The 25,710-nt window shown below is 73.7% G+C and carries 24 protein-coding genes; 11 read left to right on the top strand and 13 right to left on the bottom strand.

Features of this window, described 5'->3' with window-relative positions; all coding sequences use genetic code 11:
* Window positions 1-314: 314 nt before the first annotated feature.
* Window positions 315-1,943, bottom strand: a complete 1,629-nt coding sequence (locus LZG04_RS24885) for a glycosyl hydrolase family 18 protein (protein ID WP_233820736.1) — start codon at window positions 1,941-1,943, stop codon at window positions 315-317.
* A gap of 245 nt (window positions 1,944-2,188) precedes the next feature.
* On the opposite strand from LZG04_RS24885, the gene LZG04_RS24880 reads away from it, so the two are divergent.
* Window positions 2,189-3,319 carry a serine hydrolase gene (locus LZG04_RS24880; protein ID WP_233820734.1) on the top strand — a complete coding sequence of 377 codons (1,131 nt, stop codon included), beginning with the start codon at window positions 2,189-2,191 and terminating at the stop codon, window positions 3,317-3,319.
* 64 nt (window positions 3,320-3,383) lie between these two features.
* Here LZG04_RS24880 and LZG04_RS24875 read toward each other — a convergent pair whose 3' ends face one another.
* The 3 genes from LZG04_RS24875 to LZG04_RS24865 all read right to left on the bottom strand — a co-directional run bounded on the left by LZG04_RS24875 (window position 3,384) and on the right by LZG04_RS24865 (window position 5,785).
* On the bottom strand, window positions 3,384-3,869 hold the full coding sequence (locus tag LZG04_RS24875) for a carboxymuconolactone decarboxylase family protein (protein ID WP_233820732.1): 486 nt from the start codon (window positions 3,867-3,869) through the stop codon (window positions 3,384-3,386).
* 438 nt (window positions 3,870-4,307) lie between these two features.
* On the bottom strand, window positions 4,308-4,769 hold the full coding sequence (locus tag LZG04_RS24870) for a heme-degrading domain-containing protein (RefSeq protein WP_233820730.1): 462 nt from the start codon (window positions 4,767-4,769) through the stop codon (window positions 4,308-4,310).
* Window positions 4,766-5,785, bottom strand: a complete 1,020-nt coding sequence (locus LZG04_RS24865; protein WP_233820728.1) for a Gfo/Idh/MocA family oxidoreductase — start codon at window positions 5,783-5,785, stop codon at window positions 4,766-4,768. Before LZG04_RS24865 ends, LZG04_RS24870 begins: the two co-directional genes overlap by 4 nt.
* Window positions 5,786-5,839: 54 nt before the next feature.
* Here LZG04_RS24865 and LZG04_RS24860 point away from each other — a divergent pair, with 54 nt between their 5' ends.
* Together LZG04_RS24860 and LZG04_RS24855 are read left to right on the top strand one after the other, a co-directional pair.
* Window positions 5,840-6,895, top strand: a complete 1,056-nt coding sequence (locus LZG04_RS24860) for an ROK family transcriptional regulator (protein WP_233820726.1) — start codon at window positions 5,840-5,842, stop codon at window positions 6,893-6,895.
* A gap of 55 nt (window positions 6,896-6,950) precedes the next feature.
* Complete coding sequence (locus LZG04_RS24855) at window positions 6,951-7,700, top strand: PP2C family serine/threonine-protein phosphatase (protein WP_233820724.1); 750 nt, start codon at window positions 6,951-6,953, stop codon at window positions 7,698-7,700.
* Window positions 7,701-7,724: 24 nt separating this feature from the next.
* On the opposite strand, the gene LZG04_RS24850 is transcribed toward LZG04_RS24855, so the two are convergent.
* Window positions 7,725-8,048, bottom strand: coding sequence for a hypothetical protein (locus tag LZG04_RS24850; RefSeq protein ID WP_233820722.1), 324 nt, complete (start codon window positions 8,046-8,048; stop codon window positions 7,725-7,727).
* Window positions 8,045-8,398 (bottom strand): YbaB/EbfC family nucleoid-associated protein, encoded by a 354-nt coding sequence (locus LZG04_RS24845; protein ID WP_233820720.1) that lies wholly within the window; start codon window positions 8,396-8,398, stop codon window positions 8,045-8,047. Before LZG04_RS24845 ends, LZG04_RS24850 begins: the two co-directional genes overlap by 4 nt.
* A gap of 155 nt (window positions 8,399-8,553) precedes the next feature.
* Between LZG04_RS24845 and LZG04_RS24840 the strand changes: the two genes are divergently transcribed.
* Both LZG04_RS24840 and LZG04_RS24835 read left to right on the top strand, forming a co-directional pair.
* A complete protein-coding gene (locus tag LZG04_RS24840) occupies window positions 8,554-9,804 on the top strand; it encodes a hypothetical protein (RefSeq protein WP_233820718.1) in 1,251 nt (416 codons plus the stop codon).
* A 46-nt stretch (window positions 9,805-9,850) separates the two neighbouring features.
* Complete coding sequence (locus LZG04_RS24835; RefSeq protein ID WP_233820716.1) at window positions 9,851-10,483, top strand: SMI1/KNR4 family protein; 633 nt, start codon at window positions 9,851-9,853, stop codon at window positions 10,481-10,483.
* Here the strand turns inward: LZG04_RS24835 and LZG04_RS24830 are convergent, their stop codons facing one another.
* The gene (locus LZG04_RS24830; RefSeq protein ID WP_233820707.1) at window positions 10,484-11,164 is read right to left on the bottom strand and encodes a helix-turn-helix transcriptional regulator; all 681 of its coding nucleotides are present in this window, start codon (window positions 11,162-11,164) and stop codon (window positions 10,484-10,486) included. It lies immediately after the preceding gene.
* Window positions 11,165-11,228: 64 nt separating this feature from the next.
* Here LZG04_RS24830 and LZG04_RS24825 point away from each other — a divergent pair, with 64 nt between their 5' ends.
* Window positions 11,229-12,515 carry an isocitrate lyase/phosphoenolpyruvate mutase family protein gene (locus LZG04_RS24825; RefSeq protein WP_233820705.1) on the top strand — a complete coding sequence of 429 codons (1,287 nt, stop codon included), beginning with the start codon at window positions 11,229-11,231 and terminating at the stop codon, window positions 12,513-12,515.
* A gap of 229 nt (window positions 12,516-12,744) precedes the next feature.
* On the opposite strand, the gene LZG04_RS24820 is transcribed toward LZG04_RS24825, so the two are convergent.
* From LZG04_RS24820 to LZG04_RS24810, 3 genes are all read right to left on the bottom strand, one after another.
* Window positions 12,745-13,908, bottom strand: coding sequence for an alginate lyase family protein (locus LZG04_RS24820; protein ID WP_233820703.1), 1,164 nt, complete (start codon window positions 13,906-13,908; stop codon window positions 12,745-12,747).
* Window positions 13,909-14,075: 167 nt separating this feature from the next.
* Window positions 14,076-15,371, bottom strand: a complete 1,296-nt coding sequence (locus LZG04_RS24815; protein ID WP_233820701.1) for a PepSY domain-containing protein — start codon at window positions 15,369-15,371, stop codon at window positions 14,076-14,078.
* A gap of 72 nt (window positions 15,372-15,443) precedes the next feature.
* Window positions 15,444-15,965, bottom strand: coding sequence for a hypothetical protein (locus tag LZG04_RS24810; protein ID WP_233820699.1), 522 nt, complete (start codon window positions 15,963-15,965; stop codon window positions 15,444-15,446).
* Window positions 15,966-16,393: 428 nt separating this feature from the next.
* Here LZG04_RS24810 and LZG04_RS42680 point away from each other — a divergent pair, with 428 nt between their 5' ends.
* Window positions 16,394-19,057: an AAA family ATPase gene (locus LZG04_RS42680; protein WP_308199284.1), complete on the top strand. Its 2,664-nt coding sequence runs from the start codon at window positions 16,394-16,396 to the stop codon at window positions 19,055-19,057.
* 1 nt (window position 19,058) lies between these two features.
* On the opposite strand, the gene LZG04_RS24795 is transcribed toward LZG04_RS42680, so the two are convergent.
* Window positions 19,059-19,823, bottom strand: coding sequence for an NAD(P)H-binding protein (locus tag LZG04_RS24795; protein WP_233820697.1), 765 nt, complete (start codon window positions 19,821-19,823; stop codon window positions 19,059-19,061).
* A 62-nt stretch (window positions 19,824-19,885) separates the two neighbouring features.
* On the opposite strand from LZG04_RS24795, the gene LZG04_RS42675 reads away from it, so the two are divergent.
* A complete protein-coding gene (locus LZG04_RS42675) occupies window positions 19,886-20,557 on the top strand; it encodes an AraC family transcriptional regulator (RefSeq protein ID WP_233820695.1) in 672 nt (223 codons plus the stop codon).
* Window positions 20,558-20,671: 114 nt separating this feature from the next.
* On the opposite strand, the gene LZG04_RS24785 is transcribed toward LZG04_RS42675, so the two are convergent.
* A complete protein-coding gene (locus LZG04_RS24785) occupies window positions 20,672-21,709 on the bottom strand; it encodes a LacI family DNA-binding transcriptional regulator (protein WP_233820685.1) in 1,038 nt (345 codons plus the stop codon).
* 30 nt (window positions 21,710-21,739) lie between these two features.
* On the opposite strand from LZG04_RS24785, the gene LZG04_RS24780 reads away from it, so the two are divergent.
* Together LZG04_RS24780 and LZG04_RS24775 are read left to right on the top strand one after the other, a co-directional pair.
* Window positions 21,740-22,927, top strand: coding sequence for an MFS transporter (locus tag LZG04_RS24780; RefSeq protein ID WP_233820682.1), 1,188 nt, complete (start codon window positions 21,740-21,742; stop codon window positions 22,925-22,927).
* Window positions 22,924-23,376 (top strand): SRPBCC family protein, encoded by a 453-nt coding sequence (locus LZG04_RS24775; protein WP_233820665.1) that lies wholly within the window; start codon window positions 22,924-22,926, stop codon window positions 23,374-23,376. The genes LZG04_RS24780 and LZG04_RS24775 overlap by 4 nt, the downstream gene beginning before the upstream one ends.
* Window positions 23,377-23,378: 2 nt before the next feature.
* Here LZG04_RS24775 and LZG04_RS24770 read toward each other — a convergent pair whose 3' ends face one another.
* On the bottom strand, window positions 23,379-24,779 hold the full coding sequence (locus tag LZG04_RS24770; RefSeq protein ID WP_233820663.1) for a PLP-dependent aminotransferase family protein: 1,401 nt from the start codon (window positions 24,777-24,779) through the stop codon (window positions 23,379-23,381).
* 37 nt (window positions 24,780-24,816) lie between these two features.
* On the opposite strand from LZG04_RS24770, the gene LZG04_RS24765 reads away from it, so the two are divergent.
* Window positions 24,817-25,698, top strand: coding sequence for a DMT family transporter (locus LZG04_RS24765; RefSeq protein ID WP_233820661.1), 882 nt, complete (start codon window positions 24,817-24,819; stop codon window positions 25,696-25,698).
* Window positions 25,699-25,710 lie beyond the last annotated feature (12 nt).

The following is a 25,710-nucleotide window of genomic DNA, read 5'->3' as shown; positions in this document are numbered from 1 at the left end:
GAGTCCTACGTTCACGCCGCGCGAGTCCTACGTTCAGAACGCGCGTGTCCTACCTTCGGAACGCGTGTGTCCTACGTTCAGGACCCCCGAATTCAACGCTCAGGACCGCCTGGTCGCCCAGCCGGTCGCCGGGGTCGCGTTGCGGCGCTGACGTGAGCGTTGAACTCGGGGGTTCCGAACGTAGGACTCTCGCGTTCTGGAGGTAGGACACACGCGTTCTGGAGGTAGGACACGCGCGAAGGGCCCTGCGGGGGAGACGCCCGCAGGGCCCTGCGGGGGAGACGCCCGCAGGGCCCTTCGGGTGGTGCCGGGTGTTACTTCAGGCCGTTGCCGATCGCGGTGATCAGCTCGCCGTTGGTGGTGTCACCGTCGAGCGCCCAGAAGAACGCGCCGCCCAGGCCCTGGGTCTTGGCGTAGCCCATCTTGCCGCCGATGGTGGCCGGGGTGTCGTAGCTCCACCACTCGCTGCCGCAGTGCGCGTACGCCGTGCCCGCGACGGTGCCGGTGGCCGGGCACTTGGTCTTGAGGACCTTGTAGTCCTCGATGCCCGCCTCGTAGGTGCCCGGCGCCGCGCCGGTCGCCGTGCCGCCCGGCGCGGACTGCGTCACGCCGGTCCAGCCGCGGCCGTAGAAGCCGATGCCCAGCAGCAGCTTGGCGGCGGGCACGCCCTTGCCCTTCAGCTTTTGGATCGCCGCGTCGGAGTAGAAGCCGGGCGTCGGGATGCCCGACCACGACGTCAGCGGCGAGTGCGGGGCCGTCGGGCCCTTGGCGGCCCACGCGCCGAAGTAGTCGTAGGTCATGACGTTGTACCAGTCGAGGTACTGCGCCGCGCCGCCGTAGTCGGCCGCGTCGATCTTGCCGCCGTTGGACCCGTCCGCCGTGATGGCGGCCGTGACCAGGTTGTTGGCGCCGAACCGGTTGCGCAGCGCCTGCGACAGCGTCTTGAACGAGCCGAAGCCGCTGGTGTCGCAGGTCAGGCCGCAGGCGTTCGGGTACTCCCAGTCGATGTCGATGCCGTCGAACACGTCCGCCCAGCGCGGGTCCTCGACCAGCTTGTAGCAGGACTCGGCGAACGCGGCCGGGTTCTGCGCCGCCTGGCCGAAGCCGCCGGACCAGGTCCAACCGCCGAACGACCACAGCACCTTGATGTGCGGGTACATCTTCTTCAGCTTGCGCAGCTGGTTGAACGAGCCGCGCAGGGCGCCGGTGTCCCAGGTGTCCGCCACGCCGTCGACGGAGTTCGCCGCGGTGTAGGCCATGTCGTAGTCGGCGTAGGCGTCACCGATGGTGCACTGGCCGTTCTGCACGTTGCCGAACGCGTAGTTGATGTGCGTCAGCTTCGCGGCCGAGCCGGAGGTGTGGATGTTCTTCACGAAGTACTGGCGGCCGTAGACGCCCCACTGGGTGAAGTAGCCGAGGTTCTTCCGCGAACCGACCGGCGGGTTGCTGGTCGTCGTGGTCGTCGTCGTGTCCGTGGTGGTGGTCGTCGTCGTAGTGGTCGTGGTGGTGGTCGTGGTCGTCGTCGGGTCGACCCCGCCGGCGTCACACGACGCGCCGTTCAGCTTGCAGTTGGCCGGTCCGGCGAACGCGCCGGAGTAGGTCACGTTGAAGCCGAAGCTCACCGACGCGCCCACGCCCACGTTGCCGTTCCACGTGTTCTTCACGGTCACGTGCTGGCCGCTGGTGGTGTACGAGCCGTCCCACAGGGAGCTGACCTTGTGGCCGGCGGGCAGGTCGAACTCGACCGTCCACGACGTCAGGGCGGACGTGCCGCCGTTCTTGATCGTGTACTTGCCCTCGTAGCCGGTGCCCCAGTCCGAGCCCTTGTTGAAGGTGGCCGAGACGCCGCCCGCACCGCTGGCCGCGGGTGCGACGACCAGCCCCACCACCAACGTGGCGACCGCCACGAACAACGCTGTGACATGCCATCGGATCTTGGACATCGTGCTCCTCGTCAGGAAAGGAGTGCAGGGTTGAGGCCACCATGTGGTTCAGACCACTTCACGGTCAAGGTCTAGACCATTGTCGTCACTCGAACGGACTAGTGGCAAACCCTTCGGAACCGGTTCCGAAGCCCGCCGACCACTAGGGGGTGATGAGCCTAAAGTCTGACCCCACTCCCAGACCACGGTCCGACGCGCACACGCCGCCGGACGGCCAGACTCGACCCCGTCGAGGGGGTCTCGACGTGGCAGAGGGAGGCAACGCGTTGTTGGGCAAGAGGGGAATCGCCTTAGCGGCCGTCGTGGGGCTGGCCGTCGTGGCCGTCGGCGGGACGGCGGTGGCCGAGCCGTCGGTCGAGCAGGCCGACCGCGTCGACCGCCAGGTCGTGCAGCGGGCGTTGGACGACATGGCGCGCACGGGGGCGCAGGGCGTGCAGGCGCGGGTGACCGACGGGCGGCGCGAGTTCACCGCCCGCAGCGGCACGGCGCGCGTCGACTCGCCGCGCCCGGTGCCGACCGACGGCCGGTTCCGGGTCGGCAGCATCACCAAGACGTTCGTGTCGACCGTCGTGCTGCAACTGGTCGGCGAGGGGAAGGTCGAGCTGGACGCGCCGGTGCAGCGCTACCTGCCCGGCCTGCTGCCGCAGGGCGACCGGATCACCGTCCGGCAGGTGCTCCAGCACACCAGCGGGCTGTACAACTACACGTCCGCGCTGCCGCTGGACCCGGACGGCCTGCTGACCATCCGGTACCGGACGTGGACGCCCGCCGAGCTGGTCGCCCTGTCCACGGCCCGGCCGCTGGACTTCGAGCCCGGCACCCGGTGGAGCTACTCGAACACGAACTACGTCGTGGCCGGGATGCTGGTGGAGAAGGTCACCGGCAAGCCGTACGAGGCGGCCGTGACCCAGCGCGTCCTGCGCCCGTTGGGCCTGCGCTCGACGTCCGTGCCGGGCACGCGCGCCGACATCGCGGGCCCGCACGCCCACGGGTACATCCGGGCGGCCGGCGGGGTCGTGGACATCACCGAGATGAACCCGTCGGTCGCGTACGCGGCGGGCGAGATGATCTCCACGACGGCCGACCTGGACCGGTTCGTGGACGCGCTGCTGGACGGTCGCCTGCTCCGGCCGGCGCAGCAGGCGGAGCTGACCTCGACCCTGCCGATCACGGGGGGTTACGCCCTGGGCATCGAGGCGCAGCAGTTGCCGTGCGGTGTCACGGTCTGGGGTCACAGCGGCGGCATCCCCGGCTACGCCAGCCTGATGCTGAGCACGGCGGACACGAAGACCCGCCTGACGGTGTCCGTGACGTCCGCGCCCGACCCGGGTCCGATCACGGGGTACGAGGAGCTGGTGAACGAGGTGTTCTGCTGACGGGGGCGCCCCGGCGCCGAGGTGGGCGGTGAGGGCCGATCGGCGGCCCTCACCGCCCGGCGGCTCAGTCGCGCCACTGCGCCGCCGGTGCGACGCCGGGCAGCGGCTTGCCGATGAGGGCGAGGGGGATGAAGAAGCACACCTGGCCGATCGCCGTGGTGAGCGTGGCGAGCGCCTTGTCGTCGTAGTGGGCGGACGCTTCGGCGTACAGCTCGTCCGGCACGCGTTCGCCGTGCGAGGAGGGGGTGAGGACGGCTTCGACGAGGGCCAGCGCGACCCGTTCGGCCGGGGTGAAGTGGGGTGCGTCCGGCCAGGACGCGACGGCGGTGATCCGGTCCTCCGCCTCGCCGGCCCGGCGCAGGTTGCCGGTGTGCAGCGCGGTCAGGTAGGTGTTGCCGACGATCTGCCCGGCGCGAAGCTGCACGAGGCCGATGGTGGTCTGCGGGATCGAGCCGTTGCCGACGGCCTGGAAGAGGACTCCGCCGATCTGCGCCAGCTCGGGGATGAGCACGGCGGGGTTGGGCAGACGGGACTGCTGGGTGGTGGTCATCGTGGACCTGTCCTTCCCGGACTTCGCTGATGTCACCACGGTGACGGTCGGCGAGCGGCGAATGTGACCGGCACGCGCCGGGTCGCCGGCGGTGGGTCGGCGTGGTGGCCGGGTGGCAGGCGGCTCGCGCGGGTCACCGGCGGCGACACGACGCGACGGCCGGTGCGTCCGCGGTCCAGGCGGTGACACGGCGCGACGGTCGGTGCGTGCGTGGTGCAGGCGGCGGCACGGCGCGACGGTCGGTGCGTCCGCAGTCCAGGCGGCGGCACGGCGTGGTGGCCGGGTGGTCGGGTTCGGGGCAGGGCCGAGTGGAGGGGGATCGGCGGGTGCGGGCGGGTCGAGTCGGCGCGCTGACGCCCGACGGCCCGTCCGGGGGCAGGACGGGCCGTCGGGTGGGGAAGGGCGCGGCGGCCGGGCGGCAGCCGGCGCGCCCGCGGTCTAAGTGGTGGCCAGGAACTTCTCCACCTGCTCCACGACGAACGCGTGGTCCTCTGCCTGGGGCAGGCCGGACACGCCGACGGTGCCCACCACGCCCACGCCGGCCACGGTCACCGGGAACACGCCGCCGTGCGCCGCGTAACGGTCGGGGTCGAGCCGGGAGTCCACCTCGAACGTCCTGCCGTTCGCGCGGAAGCTCTCGCCGACCCGGTAGGAGCTCTGCCCGTAGCGGTCCACGACGCGGCTCTTGCGGTCGATCCACTCGTCGTTGTCCGCCGACGTGCCCGGCAGCGCCGCGTGGAACAGGCGCTGCTGCCCCCGCCGCACCGAGATGGTCACCGGCAACGACCGCTCGCGCGCCGCCTCCAGCAGGAACGCGCCCAGCGCCAGCGCCACGTCGTTGTCGAACGACGTGAACACCAGCCGCGCCTCCTGCTCGGCCAACGCCTCCAGCAAGCTCACAGCGACACCACCTGTCCGGTCCGGGCGGAGGTGAACGCCGCCTCGATCACTTCCAGCGCGCGCACGGCCGACTCCGGCTCGACGGGCAGTGGCCCGCCGTCGGTGAGGGCGGCGACCAGCAGCCGGTAGAACTCCGAGTACGCGCCGGGCAGGTTCACGACCTCCTCGGCGTCGTCCAACAAACCCAGACGACCATTTGTCGACAAATCGTCAAACGGCTTGCCGGCCGCCAGGGCGTCCTCCTGCCGGTCCAGCCCGTGCGAGACGTACGCGCCGGTCGAGCCCAGCACGCGCAGCCGCGGCCCGTGGTGCGCCGCGGCGGAACTCGCCCAGAGGTGTGAACGCACACCGTCCACGTGCGTCAACGCGACGAACACGTCGTCGTCCACCTCGACGCCCGGCCGTCGCCGGTCCAGTTCCGCGTACACCGTCGCCACCGGCCCGAACAGCTCCAACGCCTGGTCGACCAGGTGCGCGCCCAGGTCGTAGAGCAGGCCGCCGGCCTCCTCCGGCGCGCCGAACTCGCGCCAGTTGTCCCACACCCGCGGCACCCACCGCTCGAACCGCGACTCGAACCGCGACACGGTGCCCAGCGCGCCCTCGGCGAGCAGCGAGCGGATCGTGCGGAAGTCGCTGTCCCACCGCCGGTTCTGGAACACGGTCACCGGCACGTCCCGGTACATCGCCGCCTGGAGCACCCGGCGGGCGTCGGCCGACGTGGGCGCGAACGGCTTGTCCACCACCACGGCCAGGCCCGCCTCGATCGCCGCCAGCGCCAACGGCACGTGCGTGCGGTTCGGGGTGGCGACCACGACCACGTCGAGGTCGAGCGCGAACAGCTCCTCCACCGCGCGCGGCAGCCGCACGCCCGGGTAGGTGGCCTGCGCGTGGGCCCGTCGGGTCGGGTCGGCGGTGAGGACGGCGCTGAGCTCCAGGCCGGGCGTCGCCGCGATCAGCGGTGCGTGGAACACCCGGCCGGCGATGCCGTAGCCGAGCAGTCCGGTGCGGAGAGACATGGGCACGATTAAAGCAACGCCGTGTAGTAAAAAGCCAGGTGCGATGATGGGTCCGTGGCCAACTTGCGCTTCCTGCGGGGGTACAACGACGCGGTGGTGCTCGGGCTGGCCCGGTCCGGCGCGGTGACCAGGGTCGAGCTGGCCGATCGCAGCGGGCTCACGCCGCAGGCGGTGTCCAAGGTGGTCAGCAGGCTCATCGACGATGGCCTGCTGGTCGAGTCGGGCACCCGCAACGTCGGCGTCGGCAAGCCGCGCACCCTGCTCAAGCTCGTCGCCGACTCGCGGCTCGCCCTCGGCGCCCAGGTCGAGCGCGACGAGCTGCGGGTCGTGCTCACCGACCTCGCGGGCACCGTGCTGGACCGCGCGGTCGCGCCGCTGCCGCGCGACTTCGACCCGCCCACGTTCGTCGAGGAGCTCACCCGGCTGGTCGACGGCCTGCGCGGCGAACGGCTCCGCAGCGAGCGCCTCCTCGGGGTGGGCATCGGCTTCGTCGGCCCGCTGGACCACCGCACGGGCGTGGTGCACTACCCGACCGGCCTGACCGCGTGGCACGACGTGCCGCTGCGCGCGTTGGCCGAACAACGGCTCGGCCTGCCCGTCGTGCTCGACAAGGACACCAACACGGCGGTCGTGGCCGAGGCGTGGCGGCGCGGCGAGGAGCTGCGCGACGCGGTGCTCGTGCTCGTCGGCACGGGCCTGGGCATCGGGATGCTGCTCGACGGCCGCGTGCACCGGGGCGTGCGCACGAACGCGGGCGAGTACGGCCACACCACCCTCCAGCTGGACGGTCCGCCGTGCGTGTGCGGGCGCAACGGGTGCATAGAGGCCCTGCACAACCTCGCCGCCGCCCGGGGCGACCTGGTCGAGGCGACGGACATCGTGGGCGTGGCCGTGGCCGACCTGGTGCAGTTGCTGGACATCGACCACGTCGTGCTGGCCGGTCGCGCGGTGCTCGCCGAACCCGCCGCCTACCTCGACGGCGTGCGCGCCAGGCTGCCCAAGGACGAGTGGCTGCCGGTCGACGTGTCGATCACCCCCCTGGGTGATGACGTGGTCGCGGCGGGCGCGGCGATGCTCCTGCTGAGCGAGTTCTACGGCCGTCCGCGCTGACCGGATGAGACATGCCCTGCTCACGGGCACTCGTGCGGGTGATTCACTGTGCGGCATGTATGCGCTCCGGTACGCCGTCGGCACCGACCCCGGCTTGCGCCGTGAAGCGAACGAGGACTCCGTGTACTTCAGCGAACGCCTGTTCGCCGTCGCCGACGGCATGGGCGGGCACGCGTACGGCGAAGTGGCGAGTTCGATCGCGGTGGCGGTGCTGGCCGACCTCGACGTCGAGGCCGACGACCCCCTCGGCGAGCTGGCCGGCGCGGCGCGGGAGATCGCCGTGCGGCTGACCGACCTGGCCGAGGAGAACTTCGACATGCGCGGCATGGGCACCACGCTCACCGCGCTGCTGTGGGACGGCGAGCGGTTCGCGGTCGGGCACATCGGCGACTCGCGCTGCTACCGCGTCCGCGAGGGCGAGCTGAGCCAGATCACCCGCGACCACACCATGGTGCAGGCGCTGGTGGACGACGGGCGGATGGCCGCCGAGCAGGCCGCCGAGCACCCCGGCCGGTCCATGCTCATGCGCGCGTTGCAGGCGGGCAGCGCGCACGACCCGGACCTGTTCTTCGCCGACGTCGAGGCGGGCGACCGGTACCTGATCTGCTCGGACGGGCTGTCCGACGTGGTGGGCGCACCGGAGATCGCCGGCCTGCTGACCGCGTCCGCCGACGGTGACGAGACCGTGCGGGCGTTGATCGACGCGGCCAACGCGGGCGGCGGACCGGACAACATCACCTGCGTCGTGGTCGACGTGCTGCCGGCGGGCAACCCGTCGTGGCTGCCGACCTGGCTGGCGCGTTAGCCGGGCGCGTCCGGTGAGCGGGTCTCAGCGCGGGCGGGGACCAGGAGTCGGCATGGCCCGGGCCGCCGCCTCGTCGGCCCGCCGGTAGTCCTCCACGCACGCCAACCCGGCGGCACCGAGCCGCTGCGGCACCTGCGCCGCCTCGGTGGCGCGCTGGGCCGTGGCGTTCGCCGGGGCCCGGTACATGCCTGCGAACGCCGCGCCGAGCGGCCCCTTGCCCAGCTCGGCCGCGGCTTCCCGGATCGAGTCGAGCGCGCCGGCCCACTCGCTCGCGAACGTCGTGCCCGCCTGCGTGAACCGGTCCATCGCGGTCGCGGTCGCGACCAGGTTCATGTGCACGCCGTTCACCGCGCACCACCGGCGCGGTCGAGGTGGTGCAGCAGCGGGTCGAACGCCAGGTCGGTGTCGGCGGCCGTCGCGTCCGCTGGGAGCAGAGGCGCGAGCATGTCGAACGCCGCTTGTCGCGCGTCCTCTGCGGCGGCGCGTGCGGCACGCGTGATGGCACGGGCCAGCGCGGCGGCGTCGGGCCTGCGGTAGAGCCGGGGGTCAAGGCGCAGCGCGCGCAGCTCGCCGCCGGGGCCGACGGTCACGTCGACCAACCCGTCGTCCGACGAGGCCGTCGCCTCCATCGCGGCCAGGGCCTGGTTCACCCCCTCGACCAGTTCGACCGTCCGCCGCCTCGCCTCGATGTGGCCCACCGTGCCCTCCAGTCCCCTCGTGCGGTGCGGTCAGCGTGCCGATCGCGGACCGCGCCACCGCTCCCGCCGGCCGCTTCCGGTCACGGCCGCGAACCGCGCGCCGGCCCCGCCCCAGACTCGGCGGCGGCTGTGCGGTGGTGAGAGGGGCGCGACACATGGGCATACCGGAGCCGTCCAGTCCCCTGTGGACCGCGGTCAAGGCCATCTACGACTCGTGGCCGCCGGACGACGAGGCGGCCGCGGCCCGGCTTGCCGACGCGTGGCAGCTCGCGGTCGACACCGTGACGACGTCCGCCGAGGAGACCGGCCGGGCGCGCGACGGCGCGTGCGCGGCTTGGCAGGACGACGGTGGCGCGGAACTGGGCCTGCGCGTGGACCAGTACCTGGCCGAGCTGGCCGGCCTCGGGCAGCGGATGGCGCGGTTGCAGGTCCGCGCCGACCACTACCGGCAGGAGCTGCACTCGGCCAAGACCGCCATCGTCGACAACATCACCCAGAACGAGGTCGTCTACGCGTTGCTGGCCAACCCCGTGATGATCAGGGGTTTCGGCCCGGGCGTCGACCTGCGGCACGACTTCGCCACCACCATCGCCAACCACCTGCGGGACATGATCATGCGCAAGGCGGCCGCGTTGCGGTGGGACGGCGCCGCGCCGCCGCCGGTGAACCGGGAACCGGTGCTGGCATTCGGCCACTACGCCCACACGGCCCTGGACGTGGCCGGGCTCGTCGTCGACACCGCCGACCTGGCCAACGCGGTCTGGTACCTCGCCGAGGGCGAGTACGGCGAGGCCGCGAGGTCCGCCCTGGGCGCGGTGCCCGTCGCCGGCATGGGCGCGACGGCGGCCAAGGTCGCCCAAGTCGCGGACGCCGTGGGCGACGCCGTGCCGCCCGAAGGCGCGGACGGCCGGCCAGATGACACGATCGAATTCGCGGGCCGCAGTTGGATGCGCGTGCAGGAGCCGGACGGCAGCTACACGCTCTACCTCAACGCCGAGACCTATCCCGAATCGGCGCGGCACGTGCAGGACGCGCAACTCACCGGACACCCGCAGACGGTGACCGTCGACAACCGACCGCCGCACGCACAACAACGCGCGGAGAACCGCCGCAAGGAATCGCTGGCCAATTTCCGGCGCGAATACCGGCAGGAGCACGGCGTGCCCTACCGCAACACGCCCGGTCCGGACGGTCGTCCGCGTGACCTGGACGAATATCCGCCGGCGCGGATGTGGGAGGGCGGGAAGCGCAATGCCGGCACACCGGACGAGGCTTATGCGAGCGTGCGGCCGATCGACGCCTCCGACAACCGCGGTTCCGGTTCTTCCTGGTGGAACCACGGGGTGCGGGGATTGCCCGAGGACGCGAAGGTGAACGTCGTCGTCGTGCCGGACACGACACCGTGAATCGACTGCTAGAATTCGTCGCCATAACTGCGGAAGGGTGCGGGTCATGACCGAATCCGCGTTGTCCGATCTGCTCGACCGCGCGAGAGGCCCCCTCGGTCCGCGGGTCGCGGTGGACTTCGGCGTGCCCGGCGGGCCGTTGCGCGAACTCGGCGAGGTGCTGTCCCGGATCAACGGTTTCTTCGCCTTCGACGCGGGCCTGCAGGTGTTCCGGGTCGGACCGGACGGCCTCGGTCCCGAGCTGTCGGACTGGAACTCCGGCGAGCGGTGGAAGCACGCCTACGGCGGGCTGGCCGACGACTACTTCTGCTTCGGCCAGGACGTCCTCGGCACGCAGTACGCGATCCACCGCGGCGCGACGGTGGTCAGCTGGGACCCGGAGAACGCCCGCGCCACCCCGGTCGGCGAGTCGTTGGAGCAGTGGGCGCGGTGGGTCTTCGCCGACCCGGATGAGCGAGCGACGGCGCTGCTGGCCAAGGCGTGGCAGGACGAGCACGGGCCGCTGGAGCCGGCCCAGCGCCTGCTGCCGCGGCGGCCGTTCGTGCTCGGCGGCGCGGTGAGCTTCGACAACCTGCTGGTGAAGGACGCCGCGGAGGCCATGGTGATCCGGGGGCCGATCGCCCGCGGGCTGCACGACCTGCCGCCCGGCGCGACCGTTCGACTGTCCACAGGGGAGTGATCAGTCGGGTGGCGTCACGCCGAGCAGGTCGTGCAGGGCCGTCGCGCCGGTCGGGGTGAGGCGCACCGCGCGGCCCGTGCCGACCCGGCGCACCCAGCCGCGCTCGTGCAGGTGGGCGCACACGTGCGCGCCGACCGTGCCCGCGAGGTGCGAGCGGCGTTCGGTCCAGTCCAGGCACGCCCGGGAGAGCGGGCGGCGGGTGGTCGGCGGGGTGAACGCCAGCTCCCGTTCCAGCCACGTGACGCCGTCGTCGGTGACGGCGAGGTCGTCGGTGAGCAGGCCGCGGGTCGTCATGGCGTCGGTGATGGCCACGCCCAGGCGCCCGGCCAGGTGGTCGTAGCAGGTCCGGCCGCGGCGCAGCGCCTGGTCGGCGGCGGACGCGCGGAGCGTGCGCTTCGGCTGGTCGGTGGGGCCCAGGTAGGCGAGCAGGTCTTCGAGCAGCCGCGCCTGCTTCGGGCCGGCCAGTTGGACGTAGCGGTGGCGGCCCTGCCTGCGTTCCACCAGCAGACCGCCCTTGACCAGGCGGGACAGGTGCTCGCTGGCCGTGGAGGGCGCGACTTCGGCGGCCTGCGCCAGCTCGCTCGACGTCCACGCGCGGCCGTCCAGGAGCGCGAGGAGGAAGCGGGCGCGACTGCGGTCGGCCAGCAAGGCGGCCAGGGCGGCCAGTTCGTCTGCTGCCACGGGCCCATTGTGCGCCCGTGACGGTTCGGCGGTGGCCGAAGTGACGGCGGCCTACGTTGGCGGCATGAGCGTGTTGTCGGATTCGTCTTACGTGGTCCCGCCCGTGCCCGCGGCGTCGACCGGGGTGGCTTGGTTGCGGGCGTCGGTGGCGCGGTTCAGCGAGGGCGCGGACCACGTGCGGCGGCGGGCGTCGGCCGAACGGGTGCTTGGCGCGGTGGGCCCCGCGTCGTTGCGGCGGGCCGGTGAACCGGTGGCGGTGCTGGCGGAGGCGATGGGGCTGCCCCGGACGGTCGCGTCCGACGTGGCGGTGGTGGCTGCCTGCTACCAGCCGCACGTCCCCGTCACGGCAGAGGCGGACGCGGCGGTGGCGCGGCTGGTCGCGGTGTGCGGCGGGGCGTGGGACGAGGAGGCGGCCGCCCGGATCGGGGTGCTGGTGCAGGCTTGCGCGGCGACCCGGGCGATGATCGCGGGGGTGGAGCCGCCGGTGCCCGTGACGCGGCGGGTGGGGCCCGACGGGTCGGTGGTGGAAGTGGACCTGGGTGAGCAGTGGTTCGGGGCGGGACGGCACGCCTGCCCGGGACGGGCGCACGCGTTGGCGCTGGTGGAAGGCTCGCGGGCGTTCCACCGGCTGCACGACGAGCTGCTCGTGCTGCCGAACGCGTGGGACTTCGCGTCCGCGGCGGCGTTCGTGCGGGCCGGGTTCACGGCGGTGGGCACGACGAGCCTCGGCGTGGCGGTGGCGCACGGGCTGCCGGACGCGGCGGGGGCGGCGCGGGCGGAGACGCTGGCGTTGGCGCGGCTGCTGGTGCGGCTGCCCGTGCCCGTGACGGTGGACGTGGAGGCCGGGTTCGGCGGTGACGTGGGCGAGTTGGCGGCGCAGTTGTGGGAGCTGGGCGTGGCGGGGGTGAACGTGGAGGACGGCCGTGACGCGGGGTTGGCGGACCCGGCGGAGCAGGCGGCGATCGTGCGGGCGTTCAAGGAGGCCGCGCCGGGGCTGTTCGTCAACGCCCGCGTGGACACCCACTGGCTGTCGGTCGACCAGCCGTCGACCCTGCGCCGGGCCCGGACCTACGTGGACGCCGGTGCGGACGGCGTCTTCGTGCCGGGACTGGACCGGGAAGCCGAGATCGCCGCGCTCGTGTCCGCGTTGCCCGTGCCGCTGAACACACTGCCGTCTCTTCCCCTCGACACCCTCCGCGAGCTGGGCGTGCGCCGCGTGAGCACGGGCTCGCTGCCGTTCCGCGCCGCCCTGGCCGCCGCCGTCCGCACCGCCGACGCCGTCCGCTCCGGCCACCCGACCCCGACCGACCTCCCGACCTACTCCGAAACCACCTCCCTCACCACCCCGTGAGTCCTACCTTCACGCCGCGTGAGTCCTACGTTCGGAACGCGCGTGTCCTACGTTCGGAACGCGTGTGTCCTACGTTCGCGTCGCGTGTGTCCTACGTTCAGAACCCCCGAGTTCAACGTTCGTGCACCGACCGTTCGTCGTGAGCGTTGAATTCGGGTGTTCTGAACGTAGGACTCTCGCGTTCTGGAGGTAGGACTCTCGCGTTCTGGAGGTAGGACTCGCGCGGGGGTCAGGAGGGGTTGGTGGCGTGGGTCAGGGTTTCCCAGGCGATGAACAGGCGGTCGGTGCCGGCGGGGCGTTGGCGTTCGGTCAGGGTTTGGGTGTTGGTCATGGCGATGCCCAGGCGGGTGTTGAGGGCGTTGAACGCGACTTCGGTGGTGGGGCCGAGGGCCTGCGTGCGCGTGCCGCCGCACAGCCACGACGGCATCGGTTCCAGCTGGTAGCGGGCGTGCAGGCCGTAGGCGTGGCGGAGGCGTTCGCGGACCTCCGACCAGAGGTCCTGGCCCTGGTGGTGCGCGGTCTCGGCGATGTGCGCGGCGGCGGCCAGGCCGTAGCCGGTGTGGGTGAAGTCGCGGCACGTCTCCTGCGACAGCCCGTTCACGAACGTGCTCTGCCCGTGCCAGTACGAGATGATCTCGTCCCGCGTGTCGATGCCGCTGCCCGGCGGCGTGCGCGGCAGGGCGCCGTCCGTGGTCAGGTACACGTACGCGGGCATCCGGGTCCGGAAGATCGACACGGCCTTGTCGTACACCGCCCGGTCCTCCAAGAACACCGAGATCCCCAGCGTCGCCTCCATCATGGACAGTTCCCAGTTGCCGTTCGTCGCCGCACGCCCGTTGACGATCTCCGGCAGGTAGACCTCCCGAAGCATGGTCGCGAACCGGCCCGCGTTCGGCCAGTTCCCGCGCACGTGCTTGATGATCTCCGCCGCACGCGGCCACGTCGAGCCCGCCCACGCGGTCTGCAACGGCGCGTTGCTGTTGGTGTGGTCGCGGATCGTGGCCGACCACGCGTCCATGATCTCGATCGCCTTGGCCGCGTAACGGTCGTCCCGCGTCACGTACCACGCCAACGACAGCGTGTACGCGGCCAACGCGTCCTCGCGCTCGTCCGTGCACCCGTAGTTGGGGTTGGAGTACGACCCGCACTCCACCACCGCACGGGGTTTCGGCACGCGTGACAGCGAGGCGAACGGGTGCGCCATCATCTGGTCGTACGCACCGCGCCACGGCTGCGCGCCCGCGTTCACCTTGGCCCGCACGAAGTCGAGCTGCCCCTTGCTCACCAACACCCCGGGGTGGGTGAACGTGGCCGGCGCCGCCGAGGACGGCGACGGCACCACCACCAAGCCGACCGCCAGCAACGCGGCGGTGAAGAGCGATTTCCCAACCATGCCACCGAGTCTGTGTGGTCTGGACCACACCCGTCAACAACGTTCACGGTGGTGAAACGACCGCGTCGTCCGGTTCCGGCCGGGAGCGCGCCCGGCCGGAACCCCTTGCCCGCAACGGCGAACGGGACGGCCGGACCGAGGGCTCGGCCGCCCCGCCGCCTACCGGCTCACCCGGCGACCGGCGTGGACTCCGGAGCCGCCTCACCGCTGCGACGACGCCGAGCACGCGCCCCCACCACCGCGTCGACCACCAGGAACGCCACCAAGCTCAGCCCGAACAACGGGATGAACCAGCCGACCGCCGCGGCCACCACCAGCACGGCCACGAACTGCGCCCGCGGCACCTTGCGCCACTGCCCGCGCGGCACCGGCCTGCCGAAGCCCGTGGTCGGCCGGCGCAGCCACCAGATCCGGTAGCCGAGCACCACCAGCGCGACCAGGCCGAGGCCGAACACCAGCAGCAGGAGCTGGTTGGGCCACCCGAACAGCACGCCCATGTGCAGGTCGATGCCCCACCGGGTCAGCTTGGCCGCGAGCGGGTAGTCGGCGAACCGCACCTGGTCCACCACCTCACCACCGGCGATGGCGACGGCGTCGACCTGGGTCGGCCAGGAGCGGTCGATCTCGGTGACGTTCCACGCCATGCCGGCCATCGGCGGCACGGTGATCTCGATCAGCCCGGCGTCGATGCCCGCCGACCGGGCGTGGGCCAGCACGGAGTCCACCTCGCCCGGCATCACCGGGATGGGGTCGGACATGTCGTGCCCGGCGTGGTCGCCGCCGCCCTCCAGCGCCGGCGTGGTCCAGTTCAACGCCTTGCGCAGGTCGGCGACGTTCTCACCGGCGTAGGCCGACCACGTCAGCCCGGTCGCGGACAGGAACAGCGCGGCGACCAGCACGGACAGGCCGATCGTGGCGTGCGCGCGGGTGGTCGGCCTGGTGCGCTGCGCGCGGCGGCGGCTGAACCACAGCACCACGCCGCCCAACGCCACCACCCACAGCCAGGACGCGGCCAGCTCGCTGTAGAGGCGGCCGGGTTCGCCGAGCAGCAAGTTGCGGTGGACCTGGTCGATCGTGGTGCGCAACGGCAGCACGCCGCTGGTGCCGTAGGTCATCAGCTCGCCGACCACGGTCGCGTCGGCGGGGTTGACGAACACGGTCGGCCGCGCGTCGCCGTCGCTCGCGAACAGCACGCGGGTGGTCGCGCCGGGTTCGGGCGCGGGGCGGATGGCGACCAGTTGGTCACCCGGCCGCGTCGCCACGGCGGCCTTCACCTGCTCCGACAACGGCACGGACGACGTGGATCCCGGCACGCGCAACTGGTCGGCGTACAGCCACGACTCCAGTTGCGGTGTCGCGGCGTAGAGCACGCCGGTGAGGGCGGCGATGAGCACGAACGGGCCGACGAGCACGCCCGCGTAGAAGTGGAAGCGCAGCACGAGGCCGCGCCAGGACTCGGTCATGGCGGGAACTCCTGGGTATGGGGGGATGCCACCGGTCCCGGGGGTGGGGCGGTGGTGGGGAGGTGCGCATACCTAGGAGCGGGGCGGGCCTCGGCGGGGCAGCGTGCGGCGGCGCAGCACCTCGGAGAAGGGCTGCGGCGGGTGGGCGGCGATCGGGATGCGCAGCGGCGCGAACGCGGGCGGCGGGCTCAGCCGGCGCGGCAGCACGGCCGCCACGGCGGCGGCCAGCCGGAACACGGCCTGCTCGAAGCCCGTCAGGGCGGCGACGACGACCGCCGTGGCCACGAGGTGGGTCAGCAGCGCCGGCGGTGACGGCAGCACGTCGCGCGGGTGCCGCGACAGCACGGCCAGGAACACGTGCGCGGCGACCTGCACCACGCCGATCAGGCCGAGCAGTTCACCGAACCCGAGCTGCCGGTCGGTCAGCGGCACGCACGTCCAGGCGATGGCCAGCGCGAACACCAGCACGTGCGGCAGGGACGGCAGGTGGCCGCCTCCGGTCGCGTGGGCGAGCACGGCCAGCAGCCCGGTGGACAGGCCGACCGCGCCGCAGCGCACCACGCGCGCGGCGCCTCGGGTCGGGGCCGGTGCCACGCTTCCGCAGCGTAGCGACCACGTCCAGGGCGGAAGAAGGGCGAATGTGCGGGGTCGGCCGCCGGGTGCGCCGGACTCCGTTGTCCGGGCGACCCCTATTCGCGGCTGTTCGGCCCACCCGGGTGGAATGTGGCCCGCCCGAATGGAATATCGCCGGTCAGTTGTAGGGCATTCCGCCGAACGGGCTGGCAGCCACTCCGGCGGCGGTGGTGAAGACGGTGACCACCAGGGCGGCGATGAGCGCTCGTCCGATTCGCATGCGTTCTCCAGTCGACGGGGGTCGGGAATTCCGGCGATAACCGTGGCAGTCGCCGGGGCGGTGTGCAGCGTAATCGGCGTGAACAAACTGCAAAAAGTGCGGCAGGCAGGTTAATCGGTAAAAAATGTAACGTCTTGTTAACGCGGCGATTGCGCCGTATTCTCTGGGTGTGCGCGCCGTCACACTGCGTCTCGCCGGGCGCGAGCGCGAGCTGGGCCGCCTCTTGGCGCTGGTGGACGACCTGGCGCGGGGGCGGGGCGGCGCGCTGCTCGTCGAGGGCGAGTCCGGCATCGGCAAGACGGCGCTGGTCCGGGCGGCGTGCGACGCGGCGACGGCCCGCGGCTTCCGGGTGTGCCGCGGCGCGGGTGACGAGCTGGGCCGACCGCTGCCGCTGTTACCCCTGCTGGACGCGCTGGCGGTGGCCCGGTCGGAGAGCGCGGCGGTCACCGCCGAACGCGTGGTGGCGCGCGTGGACGACCTGTGCGCGATCGGCCCGGTGGTGCTGGCGCTGGACGACCTGCAGTGGGCCGACGAGGCGAGCGTCGCGGTGTGGAGGCGGCTGGCGGGCCTGGTGCCGCAACTGCCCTTGCTGCTGATCGGTGTGCTGCGACCGCTGCCCCGCCGGGAGGACTTGGTCGCGTTGCGCAAGGGCGTGCCCCGCCTGCCGCTGCCCCGCCTGGCCCCGGACGCCGTGGTGGAGCTGACCGGGCAGTTGGTCGGCGGCACGCCCGACGAGGCGTTGGCGCGGCTGGCCGAGGACGCCGGCGGCAACCCGCTCTACCTGGTGGAGCTGGTCGAGGCGCTGGTGCGCGGCTCGGCGGTCGAGGTCGACGGCGGCGTGGCCCGGTTGGTCGACTCGGGCGTGCCGCCGTCGCTGTCGGCGGCGATCGCGGACCGGATCGGGTTCCTCGGCGCGGACGTGCGGCGGGTGCTCGTGGCCGCCGCGCTGCTCGGCGTGGACTTCCCGGTCGCCGACCTGGCCGCCGTGCTCGGCCTGCGCGTGGTGGAGCTGCTGCCCGCGTTGCAGGAGGCGACCGTGGCGGGCGTGCTGGTGGACGGCACGGCCGGCCTGTCGTTCCGGCACCCGCTGGTGCGCACCGCGTTGTACGACGAGGTGCCCGAGGCGGCCCGGGGCGCGTGGCACGCCGAGGCGGCGCGGGCGCTGGCCGACACGGGCGCGGGCGTGGACCGGGTGACGCGGCAGTTGCTCGCGTCCGACGACCGGATGCCCGACTGGGTCGCGGAGTGGCTCGTCCGGCACGGTTCGGTGCTCGTCGCGCACGCGCCCGAGGCCGCCGTGGACCTGTTCGGCCGGGTGGTGGTCTCGCCGGACGCCGGCGCGCGGCGCGGGGTGCTGCTCGCGCACCTGGCCGAGGCGAGGTTCCGGCTGGGCGACCACCACGGCGCGGAGGCCGTCGCGCTGGCCGGGCTGGAGCACGGCACGCTCGTCGACCTGCACTGGACGTTGGCGCAGTGCCGCAGCATGACGGGCCGTTCGGCCCAGACGCTGGTGGAGGTGCGACGCGCGCTCGCCGCGCCCGACCTCATTCCGGCCGACCGGGCGCGGCTGCTCGTGCTGGCCGCCCGTGCGCACTGGGACGTGGGCGAGCTGGACGACGCCGAACGGCTCGCGCGGGCCGCGCTGGTGGACGGCGACCGGTGGGCCACGAGCTGGGCGCTGCACGTGCGCACGATCGTGGCGATGGCAAGGGGCCGGATGGCGGAGGCGCTGCCGCTGTTCGACCGGGCGCTGGCGGTGGCCATGGGCGAGCCGGCGACGTCGGACCTGCGGCTGCTGTTGCAGATCAACCAGGCCGTGACGCTGGGCGAGCTCGACCGCGGTGCGGAGGCGATCGCGTCGGCGCAGGTGGTGCGGCACGCCGCCGACCAGGTCGGCAACCTGGTGCGGCTGGCGCAGGCGCAGAGCGCGTTGGGCCAACTGCTGCTCGACGCCGGCCGGTGGGACGAGGCGCTGGTCGACGTCGACCTGCTGGCCGACGACCTGAAGCACCCGATGGTGTCGCGCTGCGACCACGGCGTGGCGGCGTTGATCCACCTGCACCGCGGTGACGCGACGGGCGCGCGGCAGCACCTCGACGCGGCGGGCACGGGGTTGGAGGGGCACGTGATCGGCCCGCTCGCGCTCGCCGTGAGCCTGTCGCTGGAGCAGGCCGGGCACGTGCGCGAGGCGTGGTCGGTGCTCGCCGGGTGGGACTGCGCGGAAGACCTGCTGCCCGACTTCGTGCGGCTGGCCGTGGAGCTGGGCGAGGACGCGGCCGACGCGGTCGCGCACGCCGACGCGTTGGCGGCGGAGTCGGACGTGCCGCACCGGCGCGCGTCCGCCGCCTACTGCCGGGCGCTGGTGGCGGCCGACCCGGTCGGTGCGCTGCACGCGGCCGAGCAGTACCGGGTGGCGGGACGGCCGCTGTTCCGGGCCAAGGCGCTGGCGTCGGCGGCGGAGCTGTTCGCGTCGGCGGGTGACCGGACGTCGGCGCGGGCGGCGTTGAGCCACGCGGTGGACGTGCACGCCGAGCTCGGCGCGGACTGGGACTCGACCCGCCTGCTGGCCCGGCTGCGCGTGCACGGCATCCGGCGCGGCCCGCACGCCAAGCACCGGCGGGCCACGCACGGCTGGGAGAGCCTGACGCCGACGGAGCTCAAGGTCACCGAGCTGGTCGTGGCCGGGCTGTCGAACCGGCAGATCGGCGAACGCCTGTTCCTGTCCGGTCGCACGGTGGCCACGCACGTGTCGCACGTGCTGGCCAAGCTCGGCGTGCGCTCGCGCACCGACATCGCCCGCGAGGGCATCCGCCGCCTCGGCGCGTCGGGCTGAGTCAGGCCCTCGGGAAGTTCTCGCGCGCCCAGGTGGCGTAGTCGCGCGCCGGCCGTCCCAGCACCCTGGCCACGTCGTCGGACAGCAGCGAACCGCCGCCGCTGCGCACCGCCCGCACGCCCTCCGCGTACTCGGGCGGCAGCACGTCCAGTGGCACGTCCACAGTGGACAGCTCGCGGCCCAGGACGTCCGACAGCACGGCCACCTGCTCGGACACGTTCAGCAGGTGCGGCCCGGTGAGGGTGTAGGTGCGGCCGTGGTGGTCGTCGAGCAGCGCGCGCACCGCGACCTCGGCCAGGTCGCGCGGGTCCACCACGCCGAGCCTCGTCGTGCCCATCGGGTTCGGGATCGGCTCGCCGGCGGCGATGAGCGGGGCCCACTGCAACGAGTTCGTGGCGAACAGGCTCGCGCGCAACAACGTCCACGCCGGGAACGCGCGTGACGCCTCCTCGCCGGGCCGGTGCCACTCGGCGACCGGGCCGACCGGGATCGAGGACAGCTTCACCACCTTCGGCACGCCCGCGCGCTTCGCCGCGTCCAGCACGGCCAGGTCGTAGGCGGGCAGGTCGGCCGTGCCCGGACCGAGCAGGAACACCGCGTCCACGCCCTCCGCGGCCCGGTCGAGGGAGGCGGGGTCGGTGTGGTCGCCGTGCACCTGGTCGCCGGTCGGCGTGCGCGACATGGCGCGGAACGGGACACCGCGGTCGGTCAGGAGGCGGACGACTTCGCGGCCGGTGGTGCCGGTGGCACCCGTGATCAGCAACATGGGACGAGTCTCGGCGCGCGGGACCGGGAAGGTCTTGGACGTTTCGGCGGTTGTGGTCGGACGTGGAAGCACAGCTGCGGCCGTGGGTGGCCGGCATCGGCGTCCAGCGGTTCGAGGGCGAGACGTTCGTGCACGCGCCGGACACGGCCACCACGCTGGTGCTGTGCACGGCGTCGGAAGGCGCGTACGTGGTCGGCCCGCGCGACCGGGCCCGCTACACCACCACGACCGGCGGCGGCGCGCGGCGGACCGTCGTGCGGTTGACGCCGGGACGGGCGCAGGCGGTGCTGGACGTGCCGGTGGACGAGCTGGTCGACCGGCACGTGCCGCTGGACGAGGTGTGGGGCCGCCCGGTGGGCGACGAGGCCGCGTTGCGGTCGGCGCTGCTGAAGCGGGTCGCGGCCACCGACCCGGCGCGGTCGGACCTGGTGCACGCGGCGGCACGGCTGCTGCGCACGCGCGGCGTGGCGGAGACGGCCCGCGCGCTGGCGGTCAGCGAACGGCACCTGCGGACGTTGTTCACCCGGGCGGTCGGCCTGTCGCCCAAGCAGTACGCGCGGGTGGACCGGGTGCGGCGGGTGGTGGCGCTGGGCGGGCGCGGCGGGTGGGCGCGGCTGGCGGCCGAGCTGGGCTACTACGACCAGGCGCACCTGAGCCGCGAGTTCCGCGCCACGATGGGCGTGCCGCCCGGCGCGTACCTGGCGGGCGACCTGCCGGAGGCGACCTTCTGCTAGCGGCCGTGGCCGCGGGTCGCGGGCGTGCCCCGGTGCAACGCGGTGTCCGGTCCGCACGGCGCGGTGGTCGCGACGCGTGGCTGGAGACGTCGTCGGTGGAGTGGACGTGCCCGCCTAACGCGTGCTGGCCCGCACCTCGGCCGCCCACGCCGGCTCACCGCCCGGCCGCCGGTCGCCCAGAGCGATCAGCGCGCACGTCCGGCCCTGGTCGAGCAGGGACTGGGCGATCGTGGTGAGACCTTCGCGGCTCGCGTCCGGGCCGTCGTCCCACCCCGCGACGGCCAGGTCGTCGGGCACGCGCAGGCCACGGCGGCGGGCGGCGTCGAGCACGGCGAAGGCCAGTTGGTCGCTCATGGCGACCACGGCGTCGGCGTCGAGGTCGAGCAGCGCCCCGGCCAGGTCGGCGGCGTCGGCGCGGTCGTTGCGGGCGACCACGGCCACCGGCAGGAGGTCCGGGTCCAGGCCCGCGTCCCGGCAGTGGTCGTAGATGCCGCGCAGGCGGTCGCGGGTGACCGGGAACGCCACCTCGTCGGGGTCCGGTCCGGTCTCCAGCCGGGGCCTGCGGTCGCGGTCGAAGGGGAAGCTGAGCACGGCCGGGCGGTGTGCGCCGGCGAACGTGCGCGCGGCCAGCTCGCGGGCCGAGGCGCGGTTGTCGATGGTGACCACCCGCGCGCCGGGGACGGCCGGGCCGCCGTGCACCGCGACGGGCTTGTCCAGGCCGCTCACCACGTCCAGCACGGGGTCGGAGTCGACGGTCGTCCAGACGATGTAGCCGTCCACGGAGGCGGACCGGACGCGGTCGACGTCGTCGTCCTCGCCGGTGGTCGGGATGAGGTTCAGGCCGACGCCGCGCTCGCGGCAGACCTCGGCGACGCCGGTCAGGAAGCGGCGGGCCTGCGGGTCCTCGAAGGCGTAGGCGAGGTGCTCGCCGAGCACGACGCCGATCGCGCCGTTGTGGCGGCGGCGCAGCGACCGCGCGGTCGGGTCCGGCCCCTTGTAGCCCAGCTCGGCGGCCACTTCGAGGACCCGGCGCAACGTGTCCGGCGCGACCCGGTCCGGCTGGTTGTAGCAGTACGACACGGTCATCGGCGACACGCCGCTGGTGCGTGCCACCAGCGCCATGGTCACGCGCGAGGACCTCGGGTCCGACATGGCCCCAGCGTATCTGTGTATCGTTACACAATGCGGAAGTCGGGTGTGGCCCTGGTGGCGCTCAGCGCGGCCTGCTTCGTGTCCGTGACGTCGGAGAACCTGCCCGTGGCGCTGTTGTCCGAGCTGGCGACCGGGCTGGGCGTGCCCGAGTCGGACGTCGGCCTGCTGGTCACCGGGTACGCCGTCGTGGTGGCGATCTCGGTGGTGCCGCTGGTCGCCCTGACCTCCCGCTGGGACCGCCGCACCACCGCCCTGGTCACGGTGGCGGCGATCGCGGTGTCCAACGTGCTGCTGGCCGTCGCGCCCGGTTACGGCGTGGCCGTGGCCGCCCGGCTGGTCTCGGCCGTGGGCCACGGCGTGTTCTGGTCGGTCGTCGCGCCGATGGCCGCCCGGCTGCTCGGCCCGCAGCGCGCCGGCCGGGCCACCGCCGTGGTGTTCGCCGGCAACTCGCTCGCCTTCCTCGTCGGCCTGCCGCTGAGCTCGTGGCTCGGCGGCACGATCGGTTGGCGGCCCACCGCGCTGGCCGTGGCGGGCGTCGCGGCGCTGGCGGCGACGGCGATCCGGGTGACGGTCGACCCGATGCCGGGCGAGCCGTCGACACCACGGCCCTCGGCCGTGCGCCGCGCCGTGACCGACCGGTCCCTGGTCCCGGTCAACCTGGTCACCGTGCTCGCGGTGACGGGCCACTTCGCCGTGTTCACCTACATCACCGTGGTCATCGCCTCGCACGTCCACCTCACCGGCACCGGTACGTCGGCCCTGCTGCTCGCGCACGGCGCGGCGGGCCTGGTCGGGCTGGTGCTGATCGGGCGGTGGGTCGACGGGCGTCCCCGCGCGACCGGCCTCACCGTCACCGCCGGCCTCGCCGCGTGCATGCTCGTGCTGCTGGTCGTCGGCACCGGGTCGGGTGCCGTCGCGGGTGCGGCGGTGGTGCTGTGGGCCGTGCCGTCCGGCGGCCTGGCCGTGGTGCTCCAAGCCGCCGTCCTGCGTGCCGCCTCCGACCGGCCGGACCTGGCGTCCGCGGTCTACGTCGTCGCGTTCCAGGTGGGCATCGCCCTCGGCGCGTGGACCGGCGGCGTCCTGCTCGACCTCGACGCCCTGCCGGTCGCGGTGGCCGTCGCCGCCACGTGCGGCCTCGTGAGCGCCTTCATCGTCCACCGGTCCGGCGCGTTCGCCGGTCGGCCGGGCCGTCGCGCCGGTCGTAAGGTCGGATCATGACGCGTTTCGAGGTGGTCACCGCCGTCGCCGCGCCGCCGGAGCGGGTGTTCGCGGTGTCGTTGGACGTCGAGGTGCACACCGGCTCCATGGCCGCCTCGGGTGAACGGGTCGTCGGCGGCGTCACGTCCGGGAGCCTGCGGGACGGGGACACGGTCACCTGGGAGGCCCGGCACTTCGGCGTGCGGTGGCGGATGACGTCGCGGATCAGCGCCTACGACCCGCCCCGGCACTTCGTGGACGAGCAGGTGCGCGGGCCGTTCCGGCGGTGGCGGCACGAGCACCACTTCGAGCCGGACGGCCGTGGTGGGACGGTCATGCGGGACGTGGTCGAGTTCGCCGCGCCGTTGGGGCCGCTCGGCGCGGTCGCCGAACTCGCCGTCCTCAACCGGTACATGCCCCGCCTGATCGCCACGCGCAACGCCCACGTCAAGGCCGTCGCCGAGAGCTGACCTCACCGCCGCAGCGCACGGCCGACGACCCGGGCGGCGTCGGGGAAGCGGTCGGGGTCCGGGCCGGAGTAGTTGAGCCGGACGAACGACCCCGAGGGCTCGGCCGGGAACCACTCCGCGCCGGCCGCGAGCATCACGCCCTCGGCCTCGCAGTCGCGCACCAGCCGGTCCACGTCCGTCGCGTCGGGCAGCCGGACCCACAGGTTCAGTCCGCCGGGCGGCACGTGCTCCAGGTGCGCGTCCGGCACGTGCTCGGCCAGGCTGTCCACCAGCAGGTCGCGCCGGGCCCGCAGCTGGTGGCGCAGGGCGCGCAGGTGCGAGCGCCACGCCGGCTGGCTGACCACGTCGAGCGCCGCCGCCTGGAGCACGCCGCTGACGTACATCGACTCGGCGGCCCGGTCGGCGACGACCCGGTCGCGCGCGGGCCCGCGGGCGATCACGGCGGCGACCCGCACGGCCGGTGACACGCTCTTGGTCAACGAACGCAGGTAGACCACGTGGCCCGCGTCGTCGCGCGCCGCCACCGGCCGTGCCTCGCTGTCGATGCCGAAGTCGTGCGCCCAGTCGTCCTCCACGAGGAACGCGCCGCGGTCGCGGACGACGTCGAGCACCCGCCCGGCCAGCTCCGGCGACCACTGCGCCCCGGTCGGGTTGGCGTAGTTGGGCTGCGCGTAGAACGCCCGCGCCCCGGTCTCGTCGAACGCCCGCGCCACCTCGTCCGGGTCCGGCCCGCCCGCCCCGCTCGGCACGGGCACCAGCCGCACGCCGGCCTGCGCGGCGGCCAGGATCGCGCCCCAGTAGGTGGGCGACTCGACCAGCAGCGGCCGGCCGAACCCCACCAGGGCGCGGAAGGTCGAGCTGAGGCCGCTCTGGCTGCCCGGCAGCACCACCACGTCACGCGGGGCCGGCGGGGTCGTGCCGGTCGGCGTGGCCCGCGCGAGCTCGTTGGCGAACCACGCCCGCAGCTCGGGCAGCCCGGCGATGTCCGAACCGGACAGCGCGACGTCGGCGCGGGCGGCCCGGGCGAGCGCGGCGCGCACGAGCCGTTCGGGGAGCAGGCCGCGCTCGGGGTAGCCGGAGTGCAGGCCGATCGCGTCCGGCAGCCTGCCGCGCAACGGCGTGGCCGGCGGGGGAAGTGCTCGCGGCGACCGCAACGCCCCGGTCTGCCAGCCGTAGTCCGGCGGCCGCACGGTGCGCGCGGCACGCACGAACGTGCCCACTCCGGGACGTGACTCGACCAGCCCTTGCGAGGCCAGCACGTGCACCGCCTTCTGCACCGTCACCGGGCTCGCGCCGTACTCCGCTATCAACGCCCTGGTGGACGGCACCCGCGCGCCCGGCGGCGCTTGCGCGACCCACGCGCGCAGACCGGCCACGATGCGCGCGCTGCTATCGTTGGACATGTCGGCCAACGATAGCGTTACTGTTGTTTCGCCGCCGGTGCTATCGCCTGCGCGGGCGGGCCTCGGGTGGGGTCTGCTGGGCGTGGTGGCGTTCTCGTTCACCGTGCCGTTCACCCGGGTCGCCGTGGCGGGCCTGTCCCCGCTGTTCATCGGCTCGGGCCGGGCGGTGGTCGCGGCGGTGCTCGCCGCGGCGGCGCTCGTGCTCACCGGGCAGGCCCGGCCGACCGGCGCGCAGTGGGCGCGGTTGGCCGTGGTCGCGGGCGGGGTCGTCGCGGGTTTCCCGCTGCTGACGTCCTACGCGCTCACCACCGCGTCGGCCGCGCACAGCGCCGTGGTGATCGCGCTGCTGCCGGCCGCGACCGCGGTCATGGCCGTGCTGCGCGGCAAGGAGCGGCCCCCGTCGCTGTTCTGGGGCACGGCGGTGGCGGGCGCGGTCGCGGCGCTGGCGTTCGCGTCGCTGTCCGGTGGCGGCTTCGGGCCGCCGCGCTGGTCGGACGTGCTGCTGTTCGGCGCGGTCGCCGCGGCGGCGGTCGGCTACGCCGAGGGCGGGTTGCTCGCCCGCGAGCTCGGCTCCTGGCAGACGGTGTCCTGGGCGTTGGTGCTGTCCTCGCCCGTGATGATCGCCCTGGCCGTCGGCTCGGCGGTCGCCCGGCCGCCGTCGGGGACCGCGACGCAGTGGGCGGCGTTCGCCTACCTGGCCGTGGTGAGCATGTTCCTGGGCTTCTTCGCCTGGTACCGGGGCCTCGCGATCGGGCCGATGGCACGGGTCAGCCAGGTGCAGCTCGTCCAGCCCGTGCTGGGCATCGGCTGGGCGGCGCTGCTGCTGCACGAGCAGGTGACCTGGGCGACCGTCCTCGGCGGTGTCGCGGTGATCCTCTGCGCGGCCGTCGCGGTGCGCGTCCGCCTCGACCGCCGGTGACGCGGTGGGGCG

It is taken from the genome of Saccharothrix sp. S26, from assembly GCF_021390395.1.
Classification (GTDB): Bacteria; Actinomycetota; Actinomycetes; order Mycobacteriales; family Pseudonocardiaceae; genus Actinosynnema.
This window is presented reverse-complemented; position numbering and strand designations above follow the sequence as displayed.